The organism is Segniliparus rotundus DSM 44985 (assembly GCF_000092825.1).
GTDB lineage: Bacteria > Actinomycetota > Actinomycetes > Mycobacteriales > Mycobacteriaceae > Segniliparus > Segniliparus rotundus.
On sequence record NC_014168.1, the window covers coordinates 1992287 to 2009903 of the forward strand.

General features: G+C 66.4%; 15 protein-coding genes. 4 read left to right on the plus strand and 11 right to left on the minus strand.

Going from position 1 to position 17617, the window contains the following annotated elements; translation table 11 throughout:
• Positions 1 to 27: 27 nt before the first annotated feature.
• From ffh to SROT_RS09865, 3 genes are read right to left on the minus strand one after another with little or no spacing between them, the layout of a single operon-like run.
• The gene (gene ffh / locus SROT_RS09855; protein WP_013138881.1) at positions 28 to 1578 is read right to left on the minus strand and encodes a signal recognition particle protein; all 1551 of its coding nucleotides are present in this window, start codon (positions 1576 to 1578) and stop codon (positions 28 to 30) included.
• A 54-nt stretch (positions 1579 to 1632) separates the two neighbouring features.
• The gene (locus tag SROT_RS09860; protein ID WP_013138882.1) at positions 1633 to 2427 is read right to left on the minus strand and encodes an isoprenyl transferase; all 795 of its coding nucleotides are present in this window, start codon (positions 2425 to 2427) and stop codon (positions 1633 to 1635) included.
• Entirely contained in the window at positions 2421 to 3485 is a 1065-nt protein-coding gene (locus tag SROT_RS09865) for an MBL fold metallo-hydrolase (protein ID WP_013138883.1), read from the minus strand. The genes SROT_RS09860 and SROT_RS09865 overlap by 7 nt, the downstream gene beginning before the upstream one ends.
• A gap of 50 nt (positions 3486 to 3535) precedes the next feature.
• Between SROT_RS09865 and trhA the strand changes: the two genes are divergently transcribed.
• Positions 3536 to 4225, plus strand: a complete 690-nt coding sequence (gene trhA / locus SROT_RS09870; RefSeq protein ID WP_049773427.1) for a PAQR family membrane homeostasis protein TrhA — start codon at positions 3536 to 3538, stop codon at positions 4223 to 4225.
• 15 nt (positions 4226 to 4240) lie between these two features.
• On the opposite strand, the gene SROT_RS09875 is transcribed toward trhA, so the two are convergent.
• Entirely contained in the window at positions 4241 to 4459 is a 219-nt protein-coding gene (locus tag SROT_RS09875; protein ID WP_013138885.1) for a hypothetical protein, read from the minus strand.
• On the minus strand, positions 4456 to 5322 hold the full coding sequence (gene mca / locus SROT_RS09880) for a mycothiol conjugate amidase Mca (RefSeq protein ID WP_013138886.1): 867 nt from the start codon (positions 5320 to 5322) through the stop codon (positions 4456 to 4458). The genes SROT_RS09875 and mca overlap by 4 nt, the downstream gene beginning before the upstream one ends.
• 291 nt (positions 5323 to 5613) lie before the next feature.
• Between mca and greA the strand changes: the two genes are divergently transcribed.
• Complete coding sequence (gene greA / locus SROT_RS09885) at positions 5614 to 6111, plus strand: transcription elongation factor GreA (RefSeq protein WP_148223414.1); 498 nt, start codon at positions 5614 to 5616, stop codon at positions 6109 to 6111.
• A 106-nt stretch (positions 6112 to 6217) separates the two neighbouring features.
• On the opposite strand, the gene SROT_RS09890 is transcribed toward greA, so the two are convergent.
• The 4 genes from SROT_RS09890 to SROT_RS09905 form a co-directional block, all read right to left on the minus strand.
• Positions 6218 to 7378, minus strand: coding sequence for a cystathionine gamma-synthase (locus tag SROT_RS09890; protein ID WP_013138888.1), 1161 nt, complete (start codon positions 7376 to 7378; stop codon positions 6218 to 6220).
• Between the two features lie 67 nt (positions 7379 to 7445).
• A complete protein-coding gene (locus SROT_RS09895) occupies positions 7446 to 8831 on the minus strand; it encodes a cystathionine beta-synthase (protein WP_013138889.1) in 1386 nt (461 codons plus the stop codon).
• Positions 8832 to 8960: 129 nt separating this feature from the next.
• Positions 8961 to 10022: an alpha/beta hydrolase gene (locus SROT_RS09900; RefSeq protein ID WP_013138890.1), complete on the minus strand. Its 1062-nt coding sequence runs from the start codon at positions 10020 to 10022 to the stop codon at positions 8961 to 8963.
• Positions 10023 to 10156: 134 nt separating this feature from the next.
• Positions 10157 to 10987, minus strand: a complete 831-nt coding sequence (locus SROT_RS09905; RefSeq protein ID WP_013138891.1) for a Bax inhibitor-1/YccA family protein — start codon at positions 10985 to 10987, stop codon at positions 10157 to 10159.
• A gap of 183 nt (positions 10988 to 11170) precedes the next feature.
• Between SROT_RS09905 and SROT_RS09910 the strand changes: the two genes are divergently transcribed.
• Complete coding sequence (locus tag SROT_RS09910; protein ID WP_013138892.1) at positions 11171 to 12637, plus strand: MFS transporter; 1467 nt, start codon at positions 11171 to 11173, stop codon at positions 12635 to 12637.
• A 64-nt stretch (positions 12638 to 12701) separates the two neighbouring features.
• Here the strand turns inward: SROT_RS09910 and lpdA are convergent, their stop codons facing one another.
• Entirely contained in the window at positions 12702 to 14102 is a 1401-nt protein-coding gene (lpdA, locus tag SROT_RS09915) for a dihydrolipoyl dehydrogenase (protein ID WP_013138893.1), read from the minus strand.
• Positions 14103 to 14170: 68 nt separating this feature from the next.
• Here lpdA and SROT_RS09920 point away from each other — a divergent pair, with 68 nt between their 5' ends.
• The gene (locus tag SROT_RS09920) at positions 14171 to 16228 is read left to right on the plus strand and encodes a prolyl oligopeptidase family serine peptidase (RefSeq protein ID WP_013138894.1); all 2058 of its coding nucleotides are present in this window, start codon (positions 14171 to 14173) and stop codon (positions 16226 to 16228) included.
• Here SROT_RS09920 and SROT_RS09925 read toward each other — a convergent pair.
• Complete coding sequence (locus tag SROT_RS09925) at positions 16203 to 17612, minus strand: cytochrome P450 (RefSeq protein ID WP_013138895.1); 1410 nt, start codon at positions 17610 to 17612, stop codon at positions 16203 to 16205. The genes SROT_RS09920 and SROT_RS09925 overlap by 26 nt on opposite strands.
• Positions 17613 to 17617 lie beyond the last annotated feature (5 nt).

The window sequence follows — 17617 nt, forward strand, 5'->3', positions numbered from 1 at the left end:
AGACAAATGGCGCGCTCGCGCAGCGCATCACCGACCTGGAAACCCTGGGAAATTCGGCATCGGCGGCAGCTGGAGCGAGGAAAGATCGACGTCTTCCAGCCCCGGCGGAAGGTCGTAGAGGCCCTGCGGCAGGCCGGGCGCGCCGGGCAGGCCGCCCGCCGGCTGGCGCTGCGGCCCCCTGCCCTTTTTGCCCTTGCCCTTCTTGGCCGCCTTCGCCTTGGCTTTGCTGGGGCGGGAGCCGAAACCACCGCCGAACATGCCGCCGGCGAGCTGGCCCATGACTTTTTTCATCTGGAAGAACTGGTCGACGAGCTGGTTCACCTGGTTCACCGTCACCCCCGAGCCGTTGGCGATCCGCATCCGCCGCGACGCGTTGATGATCTTCGGATCGGCCCGCTCGCCTGGGGTCATACCGCAAATGATGGCTTCGAGCCGGTCCAAATCGCGCTCGTCCACATTCGCGAGCGCGTCTTTCATCTGGCCCGCGCCGGGCAGCATCCCGAGGACGTTGGCGAGCGGCCCGAGCTGGCGCATCTGTTTGAGCTGCTGGAGGAAGTCCTGCAGAGTCATCTCCCCCGAGGCCATTTTCTGCGCGGCCTCTTCGGCTTCGCGCTCGTCGAAAACGCGCTGCGCCTGCTCGATCAGGGAGAGGAGATCGCCCATGTCGAGGATGCGGCTCGACATGCGGTCAGGGTGGAAGACGTCGAAATCTTCGAGTTTCTCCCCCGAGGAGGCGAACAGGATCGGCTTGCCCGTCACCTGCCGGACCGACAGGGCCGCTCCGCCCCGGGCGTCGCCGTCGAGCTTGGTGAGCACGACACCGGTGAACCCGACGCCCTGGTCGAACGCGGTCGCGGCGTGCAGCGCGTCCTGGCCGATCATCGCGTCGACAGTGAACAGCACCTCGTCGGGCGACACCGCGTCGCGGATCGCGGCGGCTTGCGCCATGAGCTCCTGGTCGACGCCGAGCCGGCCAGCCGTGTCCACCACGACCACGTCGTGGTGCTGTTCGCGGGCGAGCTGAACACCCGAGCGGGCGACCGCCACCGGGTCCCCTGCTGTCACGCCGTCGTGCTCCAGGCTCGCGCCGGGCTGGGGGGCGTGAACAGCGACACCTGCTCGCTCGGCGACCACTTGGAGCTGCTTGACCGCCCCAGGACGCTGCAGGTCGCAGGCGACCAAGAGCGGGGCGTGCCCCTGGCTCTTGAGCCATTTGGCGAGCTTGCCGGCGAGCGTGGTCTTGCCCGCGCCCTGCAGGCCGACGAGCATGATGACCGTGGGCGGCGTTTTGGCGAGCCACAACCGGCGGGACTCGCCGCCGAGGATCTCCGTGAGCTCCTCGTCGACGATCTTCACGACCTGTTGGGCCGGGTTCAAGGCGCCCGAGAGGGCAACCCCTTTGGCCCGCTCCTTCACCCGTGCGACGAACTCGCGCACCACCGGCAGGGCGACGTCCGCCTCAAGCAGGGCGATGCGGATGTGCTTGCAGGTGACGTCGATGTCCTCTTCGGACAGCTTCCCTTTGCCCCGGAGCTGGGAAAGCGCTCCGACCAGGCGGTCTGACAGCGAACTGAACACGAATGAAGCTCCTTGATGAGAAAGTCTTGACGCCCCAGTCTATCGGGGCGGCGGTCAGACTCCGAATCGCCGGTGACGGGCGGCGTAGTCGCGCAGCGCCCGCAAGAAATCCACCCGGCGGAACTCCGGCCAGTACGCCTCGGTGAACCATATTTCGGAGTGCACGCTCTGCCAGAGCAAAAAGCCAGAGAGGCGTTGCTCGCCCGATGTGCGTATCACCAGGTCCGGGTCTGGCTGGCCAGAGGTGTACAGGTGCTCGCCAATGCCTGCCACGTCGATGGACTGCACAAGCTCGTTGCCGGTGAGCCCTGCCGAGAGTTTCTCGGCGACAAGCGAGCGCACGGCGTCGGAAATCTCCTGCCGCCCGCCGTAGCCGACCGCGACGTTGACGTGGTTGCCCGTGCGGCCGACCGTCTGTTTGGCGGAACGCAGGAGGTTCGTGGCGAACTCCTCCGGCAAGAACTCCAGGGCTCCCACAATCCGCACCTGCCAGTTCTTGTCCGGCGCGCACAGCTCGGCCACGACTTCGTGGATGACGTCGAGCAGCGCAGCGAGCTCTTCGGGGTCGCGTCGGAGGTTCTCGGTGGACAAAAGCCAGACGGTGACATGGCCGACGCCCTCGGCGTCGCACCAGGACAAGAACTCGGCGATTTTCAACGCCCCGACCCGATGCCCGTGGCTGACGTCCGCGAAACCGTTCGCCCGAGCCCAACGCCGATTGCCGTCGCAGAGCACCGCGATGTGCTGGGGCAGTTTCGCGCCGCGCAACTGTTTCTCCACCTGCCGCTCGTACAGGCCGTACGCCGCTCGGGCCACTGCCCGCCGCACTGGGTTGCCGCGCTTCAGCATAGGGCCGCCAGCGTGTCCGTCGAGGCCAACCGCGCCATGGCCAAAAGCCCCCTGGCCCGCAGGGAGGCAGAGCCCTCACGGCCCGAGAGCCGGTCAAAAATGACGGTGAGGCTCACCCCGAGCCGCGCCACGTCGTGCCATTCGCGGAAACCGCGCTCCGCGAATTCGCCGCCGCCCACAATGCCCTCGGCCGCGGCCAGCGCGCTCTGTCCCGCCTTATGCCGGTCGGCGCCTTCCCGCAGGACAAGCTCCCAGTAGGCGCGCAGCGCCGTGACTTGCGCTGTGGTGCTCACCGGGCCGTGTCCCGGCACGACGGTCTTCGGCTCGAACGCGAGAATCCGGTCCAACGCCGCGACCCACCGCTCGGCCGGCCCCTCCCACATGATCGGCGTGACTCCCGAGAAAAGGATGTCGCCCGCGAAAACGACGTCGACGTCGGGCACATGGGCGAGAAGGTCGCCTTTGGTGTGCGCAGGGCCGACTTTGAGCAGATCCACCCGGCGCCCGCCGACGTCCAACGTGAGCGAGCCGGCGAACAGTTCCGTGGGAAAAGCGAGCCGCACACCGCCGAAACGGTACTGGCCGCAGGACCGGAGAAAATCCGAGAGCACCATCGCGGGGCGCAGGCCGGGGAGCCGCCCGCGGAAGGGCAGACGTTCGAGCGCAGGTCCCACGAGCGAGCCGAACCGGCCTCCAGCCGCCAGGACGCGGGGACGGAACTCGACCATGTCCTCCCTCGCGCCTTCGGCGGCGATGATCCGCCGACCCGCGAGGAGCTGGTTCCCCCAGCAATGGTCTCCGTCGCCGTGCGTGTTGACGACGACCGCGATAGTGTCCGCGGACACGGGAGCGGCGTCGAGCATTCGCTGAGTGATGATCGGGTCCCAGAGCGTGTCGATGAGCAAAGCTTCGCCGTCACCGCAGATCAGACCCGCATTCGACTCGCCGAGCCTGCCGTTGGGCTGCAACCAGGCCCATGTTCCCTCGGCCACTTCGCGCCAACCGCCCTGGTACTCGGCCGAACCTCCGATCAGCGTGGGCACAGTGAAGGATGTCACCGGGACAGCTTATCCTGTATGCCGAAAGGAGCGGCATGATGACGAGCGCGATGACTGAAAGCGATTCCCGCGGCCCGGCGCCAGCATCCGTGCCCGTCAAACCCCGCATGCGCGGCTGGATCCACGTCTGGGCCTGCGCCGCTTCCGTGGTGTGCGGGATCGCCTTGGTCGGCTTCGCGGCAACGCACGCCGGGGCGCGCGCAGGATTCGCCACGGCGCTCTACTCGCTGACGGTCTGCGCGATGTTCGGAGTGAGCGCGACCTATCACCGGATCCACTGGAAGACCCCGCAGTCCAGGGGGTTGATGAAGCGTCTCGACCACTCGATGATCTTCTTGTTCATCGCGGGCACCTACACGCCGTTCTGCTACCTGTTGCTCCAACCCGGGACCTACCATTGGATCTTGTCCGTGGTGTGGGCCGGGGCGGTGGCCGGAGCGGTGCTGAAAGTCTGCTTCCCGCACTCGACCAAGTGGCTCGGGGTCGTTTTGTACCTCGCCCTCGGCTGGGTGTGCGTGTTCGTGACGCCGGAGATCTTGTCGAAAGGCGGCGTGGTCCCCGTGGCGCTGCTCGCCGTGGGCGGCGTCTTGTACAGCTTCGGTGCGATCCTGTACGCGACCAAATGGCCGAATCCGTGGCCGAAAACATTCGGCCACCACGAGTTCTTCCACGCGGCGACGGCAATCGCCGCAATCTGCCATCACATAGCCGTGTGGTTCGCAGTGATCGCGATCATCTGACCGCGCAAAAGAAACCTAGCCGCGCGGGGCGTCCTCGTCGTCGGCCCGCTCTTGCGCGTCTGGCGTGTCGAAGCTCTTCGGAATCTTCTTGAGGTGCTTCTGCATCGACCAGCCGAGAACGAACACCGCGATGGCCAAGAGCAGCATCACCACGACGCCCCACGGGGACCCCTTGCCCTGTTCGGGCCCAGGCGGCCCCACAGCGAGAAGCTGGATCACAAAATCTGACGTCATGGGGCTTGCACTCCTGCGAAAAGATCGTTCTCCGGCTGGCTTGTCGGAACCAAGGAACGGGCGAGCTCGAACTCTTCCGTCGGCCAATACTGCTGTTGCAGCGCGACGGGCACCGCGAAAAAGAAACCGTTCGGGTCGACCTGCGAGCGATGCGCCAAAAGGGCGGCTTCCCGCTGAGGGAAGTACGCCGCGCACGGCACGCTCGTGGTGACCCGGTGCGACTTGTCCTCGTCCTCCGGCACATTCGCCAAGAGCTCGGTGTAAGGGCTCTCCCCGTCCCGTTCGAGGAGCAGCTCGTGGAATTGCACCAGGCGTTTGCGGATGAACGCGTGGTCGTAATAGATCTTGCTCACCTGCCAAGCGGGTCCGGCTTCGGGGAAACGTCCGGGGTCCGCGGCAGCCTCGAACGCCGCCATCGACACCTCGTGGCAGCGGACATGGTCCGGATGCGGGTAGCCGCCCTTCTCGTCATACGTGGTCATCACGTGCGGACGGAACCGCCGGACGACGGCGACGAGATCGCGCAACGGCTCTTCGATCGGCACTGCCGCGAAGGACCCCTCGGGCAACGGCGGGGGCGGGTCGCCCTCGGGAAATCCCGAGTCCACATAGCCCAGCCAGTGATGGGACACGCCGAGGATGCGAGCCGCCTCGGCCATTTCCTGGCGGCGGATCGCCGGGAGGTTCGCTTTGACCGCAGGAGCGTCCAGCGCAGGATTGAGAACGTCCCCGCGTTCTCCACCGGTGAGGGTCACCACCAGGACCTCATTGCCTTCGGCGGCGTATCGCGCCGTTGTGGCCGCGCCCTTGCTGGACTCGTCGTCGGGATGCGCGTGAACGGCCATCAGCCGCAAGCCGCTCATGCAGTTCCGCCCCGTCGGATCTGCGTCACAATCCTCATCTTTATGTTAGCGAACGGCACAGCGTGGTATTCTAGACGCAAGCGCGCCGTGGAGTCCACGGCGCGTAATGCTTGGTGAAGGCAAAACACCTGCAGCGCCCAGCAGCTGACGGCAGGACAACCGTTCTGCCTCGTCGGCGAGCGCCGACGGCGCTGTGAGCGGTTGGCCGCTCTCCCACAGACCGTGACGCCTGGGGAGGCGCCCCGCGGACCGGAAAGCCGGCAAGTCCCAAATCGAAGAAGTAGAGGACACATGACGATGACTGAGAACGTGACCTGGTTGACGCAAGAGGCCCATGACCGGTTGAAGGCCGAACTCGACTCGCTGATCGCCAACCGGCCCGTCCTGGCCGCCGAGATCAACGAACGGCGCGAAGAGGGCGACCTGAAGGAGAACGGCGGCTACCACGCCGCCCGCGAAGAGCAAGGGCAGCAAGAGGCTCGCATCCGCCAATTGCAGGACCTCCTGGCGACCGCCAAGGTCGGCGCGGCTCCGACGCAGTCCGGCGTGGCCCTGCCCGGGTCGGTGGTGACGGTGTACTACGACGGCGACAAATCCGACACCGAGACCTTCCTCATCGCCACCCGCGAAGAAGGAGCCCAGGGCGGCAAACTCGAGGTGTACTCCCCCAACTCCCCGCTCGGCGGCGCGCTTCTCGACGCCAAGGTCGGCGAGACAAGGGAATACACCGTGCCGAACGGAGCGGTCGTCAAGGTGACCTTGGTGAGCGCGGAGCCGTACCACGGGTAGCGCCCGCGGGCTGTCCTCGCGCCAGGAACATCCGGCGCCCGGGAACGTGCTGCGCGGGAGCGCAGCGCCAACTCGAGAGAGAGAACCGCCCAGCGAGGCGGACCGTCTAACCCAATGCCTCGTCGAGATCGGCGATCAGGTCCCCGACGTCCTCAAGGCCGACAGAGAGCCGCACCAGGTCAGTCGGCACCTCCAGATCCGACCCCACCACGGAGGCATGGGTCATCCGCGCGGGGTGCTCGATGAGCGATTCAACGCCGCCCAACGACTCGCCGAGGGTGAAGACCTTGACGCGGGCGCACAGGTCGAGCGCGGCCTGTTCCCCGCCGCGCAAGCGGACTGAGAGCATCCCGCCGAATCCGCCGCGCATCTGCGCGGCGGCGATATGGTGGCCGGGGTCGCCCGCAAGGCCCGGATAGAGCACTTTGACGACTTTCGGATGATCGGCAAGGTGCTCGGCGATCCTGAGCGCGCTCTCGCTCTGACGCTGGACCCGGACGCCGAGCGTGAGCATGCCCCGGCGAATCAGGAACGCGTCGAACGGGCTCGGCACCGCGCCGGAGCCGTTCTGCAAAAATCCCACGGCGGCGTCGAGCTCCGAATCATTCGTGACCACCGCCCCGCCGATGACGTCGGAGTGCCCACCAAGGTATTTCGTGGCGGAGTGGACCACCGCATGCGCCCCGAGCTCCAATGGGCGCTGCAAATAGGGCGATGCGAACGTGTTGTCCACAAGCAGCGCGACCTGCGCCGAGCGCGCGGCTTCGGCCAGCGCGGCGATGTCAGTGACCGAGAGCAGCGGATTGCTCGGCGTCTCCACCCAGATCGCCTTGGTCTGCGGGGTGATCTGGTCCACGAAGGCCTGCGGTTCATGGGATTTGGCAATGGAGTACGCGACGCCCCACGGGCGCAGGATCTTGTCCACGAGCCGGAAGGTCCCCCCGTACGCGTCGTGCGGGATGACAAGGTGCTCGCCAGGCTTCACAAGCGCGCGCAGCACCGCGTCCGTGGCGGCCAAGCCCGAGCTGAACGCCCTGGCGTGCTGCGCCGTCTCGCTCGCCGCGAGCGTCTTCTCGAGCGCGGTGCGAGTCGGGTTGGCGCTGCGCGAGTACTCGTACCCTCCTTTGAGGCCGCCCACACCGTCCTGGGCGAAGGTGGAAGTCGCGTAGATCGGCGCGTTCACCGCGCCGAATGCGGGGTCCAATTCGTGGTCGGGATGGATGACCCGAGTGGAGAAACCTTGTTGGGAGAAATCCTGTGCGCTCACCCTGAGCAGTCTAGTCGGGCGGGCGGACGGCGCACCGCCGGCCGATCTGCGGCCAGCGGGAAATCAGTCACTTCGCTGTGCGCAGGAAGTTGAGAAGGTCTTGCCGGGTGATGACGCCGACCGGCTTGCCGTCCTCGACCACCATCAGCGCGTTCGACTCCCCCAGCGCCTTGATCGCCTGGGAGAACGGCTCGCCGATGCCGATGAACGGGAACGGCGGGCTCATATGCTTGTTCACCGGGTCGGCCAGGCTCGCCCGACCGCTGAACACAGCGGAGAGCAGTTCGCGCTCGTCCACCGAGCCCGCGACTTCGCCGAGCATGATCGGGGGTTCGGCTCCGACGACCGGCATCTGGGAGACCTCGTACTCGGCAAGAATGTCGATGGCGTCGCGGATCGTCTCCTGCGGATGCGTGTGCACAAAACTCGGCAGCTCCCCGGACTTGCCCCGCAGGATCTCGCCGACGGTGTGCTCGTCGGCGGTGCCGTCGAGGCGGGTGCGCAAGAATCCGTATGAGCGCATCCACGAGTCGTTGAAGATCTTCGACAGATACCCCCGACCGCCGTCCGGAAGGAGCGCGACCACGAGCCCGTCCGGGCCGATGCGCTGCGCGACCCTGATCGCGGCGACCACGGCGAGCCCGCTCGAGCCGCCGAGCAGAAGGCCCTCCTCCCGCGCGAGCCTGCGAGTCATGTTGAACGAGTCCGCGTCGGAGACGGCAAGGATCTCGTCGGTCACTGTCCGGTCGTACGCGTCGGGCCAGAAGTCCTCGCCCACCCCTTCCACAAGATACGGCCGTCCGGTCCCGCCCGAATACACCGAGCCCTCCGGATCGGCCCCGACGACCCGCACCGCCCCGTCGGAGACGTCTTTGAGGTACCGGCCAGCCCCGCTGATCGTGCCGCCGGTGCCGATGCCCGCGACGAAGTGGGTGATTTTCCCGTCGGTGTCCCGCCAAATTTCCGGTCCGGTGCTCTCGTAATGACTGGCCGGGCCCGCAGGATTGACGTATTGGTTCGGCTTCCAAGCGCCCTCGGTCTCCTTGGCGAGCCGATCTGAGACGCTGTAATAGCTGTTGGGGTGCTCCGGCGGGACGGCAGTCGGGCACACCACAACCTGCGCCCCATAGGCTCTGAGCACGTTCTGCTTGTCTTCGCTGACTTTGTCCGGGCAGATGAAGACACATTTGTAGCCTCGCTGCTGCGCGACGAGGGCAAGACCGACCCCGGTGTTGCCCGACGTCGGCTCCACGATGGTCCCGCCAGGTTTGAGCAGCCCGGCTTTTTCCGCCTCGTCGACCATTTTCGCGGCAATACGGTCCTTGGAGCTGGCTCCCGGGTTGAGATACTCGAGTTTCACCGCCACGGTCGCCGCACCGGCTGGCGCCACCGAGTTCAGTCGGACAAGGGGCGTGTTCCCGATGAGCTCTGTGACGTGTCCCGCGATGCGCATGCCTTCATCATCCCACACCAGGCCCGCGCGCAGAGGCAGAGATGAACGAGCGCTGTTCGCCGAATGCCGGAGCTCATGGTCCTCGCCACAGCGCGCTGCTCCGCTCGACATGCGCTGACCCAGGCAGGGTTATTCGTCTTCGTCGTGCTCGCAGTCGGCTTCGCCAGCAATGCTCGTCGCGCTCTGGACGAACTCCCCAATGTCGGCTATCGCTCTTTTTGCTTCCGGTATGAGCGCGCTCATGATGTGGAAGTCGTGCGGCTGGCCTCGCCAGAGCTTGGCGGTCACCGGCACTGCGGCCTCAGCCAGTGTTGTGGCGAGACGTTGGGCGTCCGGAAGGAGGACTTCGCTCGAAGAGGCGTGCAGCAGCACCGGCGGAAATCCTCGAGCCGGCTGATCGAAGAGGTCGATCTGGGGCGGGACGGCATTGTCCACAGTCGCCCGGTCCCTGGCCTCGCCCATTTTCCGCTCGATGTAGTACAAGAGGGGCCGGGACAGGAAAGCGTCGCGGGACTCGTTGCGGTGGTTGGTCTTGGTGCGCAAAGTCCAGTCCGTGAACGGGCAGATCCCCACCAGAGCCGCAGGCAGCGGCAAACCTTCCTGTCGAAGCCGGAAAGCAGTCGCGAACACCAGGTAGCCGCCTGCCGAGTCGCCCGCGAGGGCGATCTGCTCCGGCGTGTACCCCCCGTCCAGCAACCAACGGTAACCGAGGACGCAGTCTTCGACGGACTCGTCGACGTAATGCTCGGGGAGCTGCCGGTAGCCGACGGAGAGCACAGAGGCCTGCGCGGCATCGGCGATCTTGGTGGCCAGTCCGCGGTGCGTGTGCAGGCCGCACGAGATAAAGCCGCCGCCGTGCAGGTACAGGATCGCCCTCGGCTCGTCCTTGCGGTTTTTGGTGTGCCACAGCGCGTCACAGTGCGGCAGCCTGACCAAGGCTCCGTGGTAACCGCGCTCGGGGAAGACGACCAGCGAGGCAAGCATGTCCGCGAGCGCCCACGGGTGCCGCACCCTCGGCATGTAGGCGAGGAAGGCAAGCGCTTTGCGCACCGTCAGCCACAGGAAGAATCGGACGATCTTGGCGTTGAGGCTTGTTCTCGAATACTGCTCCCACACCACCGCCGCCTGTTCGTCGGCGGCGGCTTTCCCGCCGCCCGCGCCGGGGTTGTCTGGCCGCTCCTTCGAGCCCATAGCCGCCTTTCGGGGTCAATCGCCGCTCCGCGTGCAAATGTGTTCGATGGCACATTAACAGGGAGTCCCGGCTGCGGCGCAGCCGGGACTCCCTGTGTGATGCGGCCGAAGCCGGGTATTGTCGCTCGAATTGTCTAGTCGCTCGAGTTCAAATTCACGAGCAGGCGAAGGATTTCCAGGTAGAGCCAGACGATCGTGACCGTCAGGCCGAGGGCGACGCCCCAGGCCGCTTTCTGCGGCGCGCCAGCCCGGATCAGCTGGTCGGCCTGGTCGAAGTCGATCAGGAAGCTGTACGCCGCCAAACCGATGCAGAGCAGCGAGAAGATGATCGCGATGGGGCCGTGGGAGTACAGCCCCAGCCCGCCTGGGGTGAAGAACGAGGCGATGAAGTTCACCAAACCCAGCGCCACGACGCCGAAGATCAGCCCCGTGGCAATGCGGGTGGAGCGCGGCGTGACCCGCACTGCTCCCGTCTTGTACACACCGAGCATGCCCGCGAACACGCCGAAGGTGCCGACCAACGCCATGCCGATGAGCTTTCCGGCCTCCACGCCCTGGAACTGCAGAGTGAGCGCATTCGTGACAGCGCCGACGAAAAGCCCCTCGACCACGCTGTAGCCGAGCACCACGGCGGGGTTGTCCTGCTGGCGCCCGAAGGTCGCGAACAAAACCAGGCCCAAGCCCACCAGACCGGCGATCATGGCGATGGGGCCGCCGAGCGCCGGGGTTTGCAGGGTCAGCACGTAGGAAGCCACGGCGGTGACGGCCAGCACCGCGAGGCTGGTCGCCGTCTTCGCCACGACGTCGTCGACAGAAAGGGTGCGCGAGGCGGCCGGGGCCTGGTACTGGTAGTTGAGCGGGGCCTGCTGGTACACAGCGTGCGACTGCTGGCCGTACTGGTAAGCACCAGCTTGGGCACCGGGCCTGGAGAGGCTTCGGAAAACTGGGTTGCTGCTCTGACGCACCGTGAGTCCTTTCGTATTCTCTCATGTCCGGTTCTCTGGTTTCCCAGCCTACCCGGAATGCAGATTCTGTGGGCGTTTGAGCGCGCCCTTATCTCACTGAACGTATCACGAAGCGTTTTGGTTCCACGCATTTCAGACCGCGCATCTCTTGCCAGCGAAGCCCGCAATTGCTACTTTCATCCCATGACGAACTCGGGCGAAGGCTTTTCGCCGGAGTTCGACCAGACCGGGCCAAGGCCCGTCGAACCCGCCGCGAAGAGCGGCGCGAGCAATCGGGGGCTTTGGCCGGTGCTCGCTATCGGCGGCGCGACCCAGTTCGTCCTCAACCTCGACACGACGATCATGAGCGTCGCACTGCCCCAGGTACAGGGCGATTTACAGCTCAATGACCCCGAGCGCACGAGCGTGATCGCTTTCTACGTCTTCTTCCACGGGCTCTTCCTCCTGCTCGGCGGACGCGCCGTGGACTCCTGGGGTCCCCGGCGCGCTTTCCTCATCGGCATAGCGGGTTTCGGGGTGGTGTCCATGCTCGGCGGGGGCGCTTCGAACGCCAGCGAACTGCTGGTCGCCCGCTCGGCGCAAGGCAGCTTCGCGGCTCTGCTCGCCCCCGCTGTGCTCGCGTTGGTGAGCAATTCCTTCGCGGGCAAGCGCGAACGCGCCTTTGCGTTCGTGGTCATTGGCACGACGGCGGTCTTCGGCACCGCCTCAGGATTGGTCCTCGGCGGCATGCTCGCCCAATACGCGAGCTGGCGATGGTGCCTCTTGGTCAATGTTCCGTTGGCGCTGCTGATCTTCTACCTCGTGTTGTTCCTGCTCCAGGGCGGGCACGAGACCGGACGGCGCGGCTACGACCTGTTCGGCTCGGCGCTCTCCATCGTCGCGTTCTTCACGCTCGGCGTCGGGATCTACCACGTCGAGGCCGAGCGCTCGCGCATCCCCGTCTTTCTCTGCCTCGCGCTGTTCGTGGTGTTCACATGGTGTTTCGTCTTCGTCGAACAGCATGCGCCCGCGCCGCTCACGCCGCCGAGCGTTTTGCTCGACCGCACATGCACGCTCGCGTCGCTCGGCAACGCGTTCACGCTCTCCGGCGTCCTCGGCGGCACCCTGTTCCTCGCGACATACATGGAGAAACTGCGCGGGTACAACCCTTCAGAAACCGGCCTGCGGCTGCTGCCCATCTTGGCCGGCATCCTGATCGGCGGCCTTTCGGTCGCAAAGCTCTCCGAGTGGGCGGGAATCCGCGCGCTCAGCGTCGTCGGCTCGCTGCTCGCCGCAACCGGCATGCTGCTGTTCTCCCGGATCAGCCCGGACGACGACTACGCGACGCGGATGCTGCCCATGATAACCGTGTTCGGGCTGGGCCTCGGGGTGCTTTCGGTGTGCTTGCCGGATTTGGCGCTGGTGGGCGTGCGCAACAGCGAGGCGGGTTCCGCGAGCGCGATGTTCACCGCGTACGGACAGATCGGCGGGGCGCTTGGCACTGCTTTCCTCAGCCAGAAGTACGCCAGCGCAAAGCACTTCGTGGCCGAAGGCGGCCAAGCCGCCGAACTCGTCGGCTGCACCACGGCGTTTTTCGTGGCGGGCATGACCCTGGCCTGCGTCGCCCCTGTCGTGTTGTTCGCACGGCCCAAAGCAGGAGCGCATCCGTAGCCGTCAGCCAGGAGAAGCAACAGGCGAGCCCTGCGGCGGCGCCGCGAAACCAGGAACTGCGGAATCAGAAGTTGATCATATGGCCCGCGAGCCCGTGGAGCGCTTCTTGCAGCGCCTCGGAAAGGGTCGGGTGCGTGTGCACGTTCCGGATCAGCTCCTCAACGGTGAGGTCCCACTTCTGCGCGAGCGTCAGCTCGGGCAGAAGCTCAGAAACATCGGGGCCGATCATGTGCCCGCCCAGCAGCTCGCCGTACTTGGCGTCGGCGACGAGCTTGACGAAACCGGCGCTCTCGCCGAGTCCTGCGGCCTTGCCGTTCGCCGAGAACGGGAAGGAGGCGGTCTTGATCTCGTGCCCCTCCGCTTTCGCCTGTTCCTCAGTGAGGCCGAAGGAGGCCACTTGGGGGACGCAGAACGTCGCCCTGGGCATCTGCCGATAGTCGCCGAGCTCCAAGGTCGGGGCGCCTGCGATCGTCTCTGCCGCGACGACGCCCTGCGCCTCCGCGACATGGGCGAGCTGGAGCTTCGCGGTCACATCGCCGATGGCGTAGACGCCCTCGACATTGGTGCGCATCCGCTCGTCGATGGCGATGGCTCCCCGCTCGGTCAGCGCCACGCCCGTCTTCTCCAGGCCGAAGCCCTGCACGCGCGGCGAGAAGCCAATGGCGAGCATCACCCGGTCCACATCGATGGAGCCAGCTTTCCCGTCCCGGCTCTCGTACTCCACATGCACCTTGGAGCCGTCGTCCTGGACCGACTTCACGGCGGTGGAGGTCAAGAGCTTGACCCCGAGCTTGCGGTACTGCTTGTGGAGCTCCGCGGAGACGGCGGCGTCCTCATTCGGCAGGACTCTGTCGAGGAATTCGACGATGGTCACTTCGACGCCGTAGTTGCGCAGCACATAGGCGAACTCGACGCCGATCGCGCCAGCGCCGACGATGACGATGGAGCCGGGCAGTTCGCGGGAGAGGATCTGCTCCTCGTAGGTCACGACGTTCTTCGAGACGGAGACGCCAGGGGGAAGTTTCACCGTCGAACCGGTGGCGATGACGACATTCTTGCCGCGCACCTGTGTCGTGGTCCCGTCCTGCGATTTCACCTCGATGGTCTTCGCGTCCAGGAAAGCGCCCCAACCCGAGTACTCGGTGATGTTGTTCTTCTTCATGAGGAAGTGCACGCCGCGCACCCGCCCGTCCGCGACCTTCCTGCTGCGGTCGAAGGCGGCGCCGAAGTCGGCGCTCACCTCGCCGGAGATCCCGAACTCCTTCGCCTGCTTCTGCACGATGTGCGCGATCTCCGCGTTGCGCAGAAGAGCCTTGGAGGGGATGCACCCCACGTTCAGGCACACACCGCCCCAGTATTTCTCTTCGATCACCGCGACGGACAGACCGAGCTGGGCCGCGCGGATCGCCGCGACATACCCTCCCGGCCCCGCGCCGAGCAGGACAACGTCATATTCATCAGCCACGAGAGAAACCCTACTTCAAGTCCCTCTCGCTCCGCGAGGGCGGTCGCCCGCTCGGCTAAGGTGGCACGGTGACTCGCGACGAACGGCTCCCCGAAGACCATCTCCTCTGGCTCGAAGAGGTGACCGGCGAGCAAGCGCTGGCATGGGTCCAAGACCATAACGCCGCCACTGTCGCCGCGCTCGGCGACGAGGAATTCGACACGCTCAGAGACCAAATTCTCGCCGCGCTCGACAGCGACGAGCGAATTCCCTACCCCGCCCGCAGGGGCGAGTGGCTCTACAACTTTTGGCGTGACGAACAACACCCGAAAGGCTTGTGGCGCCGGACGAGCCACGACTCGTACAAAACGGCGGAGCCGGCATGGGATGTGCTCCTCGACCTCGACGCCCTCGCGGAGGCCGAAGGCGAGAACTGGGTGTGGGGCGGGGCGAAGGTGCTCTACCCGGACCGCGACCTCGCCCTGGTCACCCTCTCCCGAGGCGGCAGCGACGCGTCGGTGGTGCGCGAGTTCGACATCACCAGCCGGTCGTTCGTCGCAGGAGGCTTCGAACTGCCCGAGGGCAAAAACTTCGTCTCCTGGGCGTATCGCGACGCCCTCCTGGTCGGAGCGGACTTCGGGCCGGACGAGCACGGCGTCGCGGCGCTCACCGATTCGGGGTACCCGCGCACGGCGCGGCGGTGGGAGCGCGGGCAACCGCTGGAGGAAGCGAAAATCATCTTCGCCGGGCAGACCAAGGACGTCCTCGTGCACTCCTGGGCGGACCGCACGCCGGGTTTCGAGCGGGAATTCGTGGCCCGCATGCTGGATTTCCACAAGAAAGCCCAATACGAGCTCCGCCGCGCCCCCGGAGCGGAGGACGGCGAGCTGATCGAGATCCCCGTGCCGCTCGACGCGGACTCGTCCGTGCACGAGGATTGGATTTTCATCCGCCCGCGCTCACCCTGGGCATACGGCGGCACAACCCACCCGGAGGGCTCTCTGCTCGTCTTCGATTACGAGCAATTCATGGACGGCGAGGCCGAAGCCCATGTGCTCTTCACCCCGGACAGCTCCACAAGCCTCGCCGGATTCGGCTTCACCCTGAGCTATCTGGTGCTGGAGACGCTGCACGACGTGCGCTCCGAGCTGCAGCTGCGCACGCTCGGCGACTGGCAGCCCGCCGAGCTGCCCGGAGTGCCGCCGTTCGCCCAAGTCAGCGTCCTGACCACCGATCCGGACGAAGACGACGACGTGTTCCTGACGGCGACCTCGTTCACCGCGCCGTCCAGCCTTCTGGCCGGTTCGCCAGAGACAGGGCTGCACGTCGTCAAACAGTCCCCCGCCTTCTGGGACGCGACCGGCGTCGAAGTGCGCCAACGCTTCGCCGTGTCCACGGACGGGACGAGAATCCCGTACTTCCTCGTGGGCAAACACCTCGACGAGGCCCGTCCGACGATCCTGTACGGGTACGGCGGCTTCGAGATCTCGATGACTCCGAACTACAGCCCGGCTTTGGGCTTGGGCTGGCTGCGGCGCGGCGGGACGTACGCGCTCGCGAACATCCGGGGCGGCGGCGAGTACGGGCCTTCCTGGCACACGAGCGTCCTGCGGGAGAACAGGCCGCAAGGGTTCGCCGATTTCGCGTCCGTGGCCAGCGACCTGGTCGAGACAGGGGCCACAACCGTGGCGCAGCTCGGCGCGATGGGCGGCAGCAACGGAGGGCTGCTCATGGGCGTGATGGCGACGCGCTACCCGGAACGGTTCGGCGCGATCGTCTGCCAAGTGCCGCTCACCGACATGCTGCGCTACCACCTGTTGCTCGCCGGAGCGTCATGGATGGCGGAATACGGCGACCCAGAAGCACCAGCGGACCGGGAATTCCTCGCGGCCTACTCCCCCTACCACAATGTCCCCGAGACTGGCGGGCGAACTCCGGCGATGCTCATCACCACGTCGACGAAAGACGACCGCGTGCATCCGGGGCACGCCCGCAAACTCGCCGCGCGCTTCGAGGAGCGCGGCCACCCGGTTCTCTACTACGAGAACATCGAAGGCGGCCACGGCATGGCGGCGGACAACAAGCAGACCGCGTTCATGACCGCGCTCGCGTACCGGTTCTTCACGAACCGGCTCGGCGCGCGCTGAAAGGGCACGCGCCCCCTTCCGCGAACGCCGCCTGCGCAACTGGAGGCTTCGAGCGCCGCTCGCGGCGGGCCAGGCGCACTTGGCCGCCGAACTTCGGGCCGATCACGATGTTCGGCATATGGCTCTGCGGCTCCATCTCGGCGCGCATCGGCGAAACCGTGTAGCGGGTCAACACCGACCGCAGGATGGCTGCGGCTTCGGCCTGCGAGAACGACGCGCCGATGCACCGGTACACGCCGCCCCCGAACGGAGCCCAATGGTGTCCGGGCGGCTGGTTCTGATCGAGGAAGCGCTCCGGGCGGAATGCCTCCGGCTGCGGGAACAGCTCTTCGTCGTGGTGCAACGGATAGAAAGAAATGGCTGCCCGAGAGCCAGCAGCGAGGCGGCGCTCGCCGATCTGGTCGGTCTCCATGAGCAATCGGGCCACCCCGGACACCACGGGGTGCAGCCGCAAGGTCTCTTTGAAGACGGCGGTCAAGTGCTCGACATCCCCCTCGTCCGCCGCCGCCTGCGCCCTTTGCTGCGCGGCGGGGTTGTGCGCCAGGTCCAGCAAACACCACGCCAAAGCCTTGGCGGTCGTCTCAAAACCTGCCATCACCAGCGTGAGCAGCTGGTCGCGCAACTCCTCGTCGCAGAGCCGGTCCCCGTCCTCGTTCGCCGCCACCATCCGGGAGAGCACGTCTTTGCGCTCATGCACTGCCGAATCCGCCCGACGCGCGGCGATCTCCTCGGCGAGGATCCGGTTCAATGCAGCGAGATTTCCCCGATACCCCCGGGCCACCCCGAGCCGCGCCGACCGAGGCGCCCAAGCCCAGAGCGCGGTTCCTGGCCCCGGCAAGGCCACGCGCAGCACGCGCGGGCGCAACACAGCCGAGCGCTGCGGGTCGCTGACCCCGAACACAGTGCGCAGGATGATGTCGAGCGTGAGCCGGTGCGTGTGCTCCAACGCGGCCGTCACCCGGCCCGTCGGCCATTGCTGCGCGTCCGCTTCCGCCAGCTCCTCGAACATTGAGGCATAGCCCCGCAGCGCCGCCCCGGCGAACGACGGCATCAGCAGCTTGCGAATCCGAGCGTGGTCCTCCCCGTCGATGCTCAAAAGCGAACGCTTCCCGAGCACCGGCGCCAAAATGGCGTTGCTGGCTCCCGCGTGATAGACCTTCGGCGAACCGGCGAACACCTGCCGCGCCATAGCCGGATCGCTGGTCAACAATGTCGGAATCGAAACCCAGGAGCCTCGTCGGTAGGACCGGACTTCCACGGTCTTCGCGTAGTGCCCGCGCAACCAACTGCCCACTTCCCACCCTCGCGTGAAAGCCAGGAACGTCTGCACCGCCGCAGGCCAGCGCGGGCCAGGCACGATTTTTTCGCCGGACGCTACACCCATGGCAT

Excerpts from the sequence above, each read along its gene's own strand:
- mca (WP_013138886.1), bottom strand. The coding sequence starts at position 5,322 with ATGAGCGGCTTGCGGCTGATGGCCGTTCACGCGCATCCCGACGACGAG.
- SROT_RS09910 (WP_013138892.1), top strand. The coding sequence starts at position 11,171 with ATGACGAACTCGGGCGAAGGCTTTTCGCCGGAGTTCGACCAGACCGGG.
- greA (WP_148223414.1), top strand. The coding sequence starts at position 5,614 with ATGACGATGACTGAGAACGTGACCTGGTTGACGCAAGAGGCCCATGAC.
- SROT_RS09895 (WP_013138889.1), bottom strand. The coding sequence starts at position 8,831 with ATGCGCATCGCGGGACACGTCACAGAGCTCATCGGGAACACGCCCCTT.
- SROT_RS09925 (WP_013138895.1), bottom strand. The coding sequence starts at position 17,612 with ATGGGTGTAGCGTCCGGCGAAAAAATCGTGCCTGGCCCGCGCTGGCCT.
- SROT_RS09900 (WP_013138890.1), bottom strand. The coding sequence starts at position 10,022 with ATGGGCTCGAAGGAGCGGCCAGACAACCCCGGCGCGGGCGGCGGGAAA.
- SROT_RS09875 (WP_013138885.1), bottom strand. The coding sequence starts at position 4,459 with ATGACGTCAGATTTTGTGATCCAGCTTCTCGCTGTGGGGCCGCCTGGG.
- SROT_RS09860 (WP_013138882.1), bottom strand. The coding sequence starts at position 2,427 with ATGCTGAAGCGCGGCAACCCAGTGCGGCGGGCAGTGGCCCGAGCGGCG.
- trhA (WP_049773427.1), top strand. The coding sequence starts at position 3,536 with ATGACTGAAAGCGATTCCCGCGGCCCGGCGCCAGCATCCGTGCCCGTC.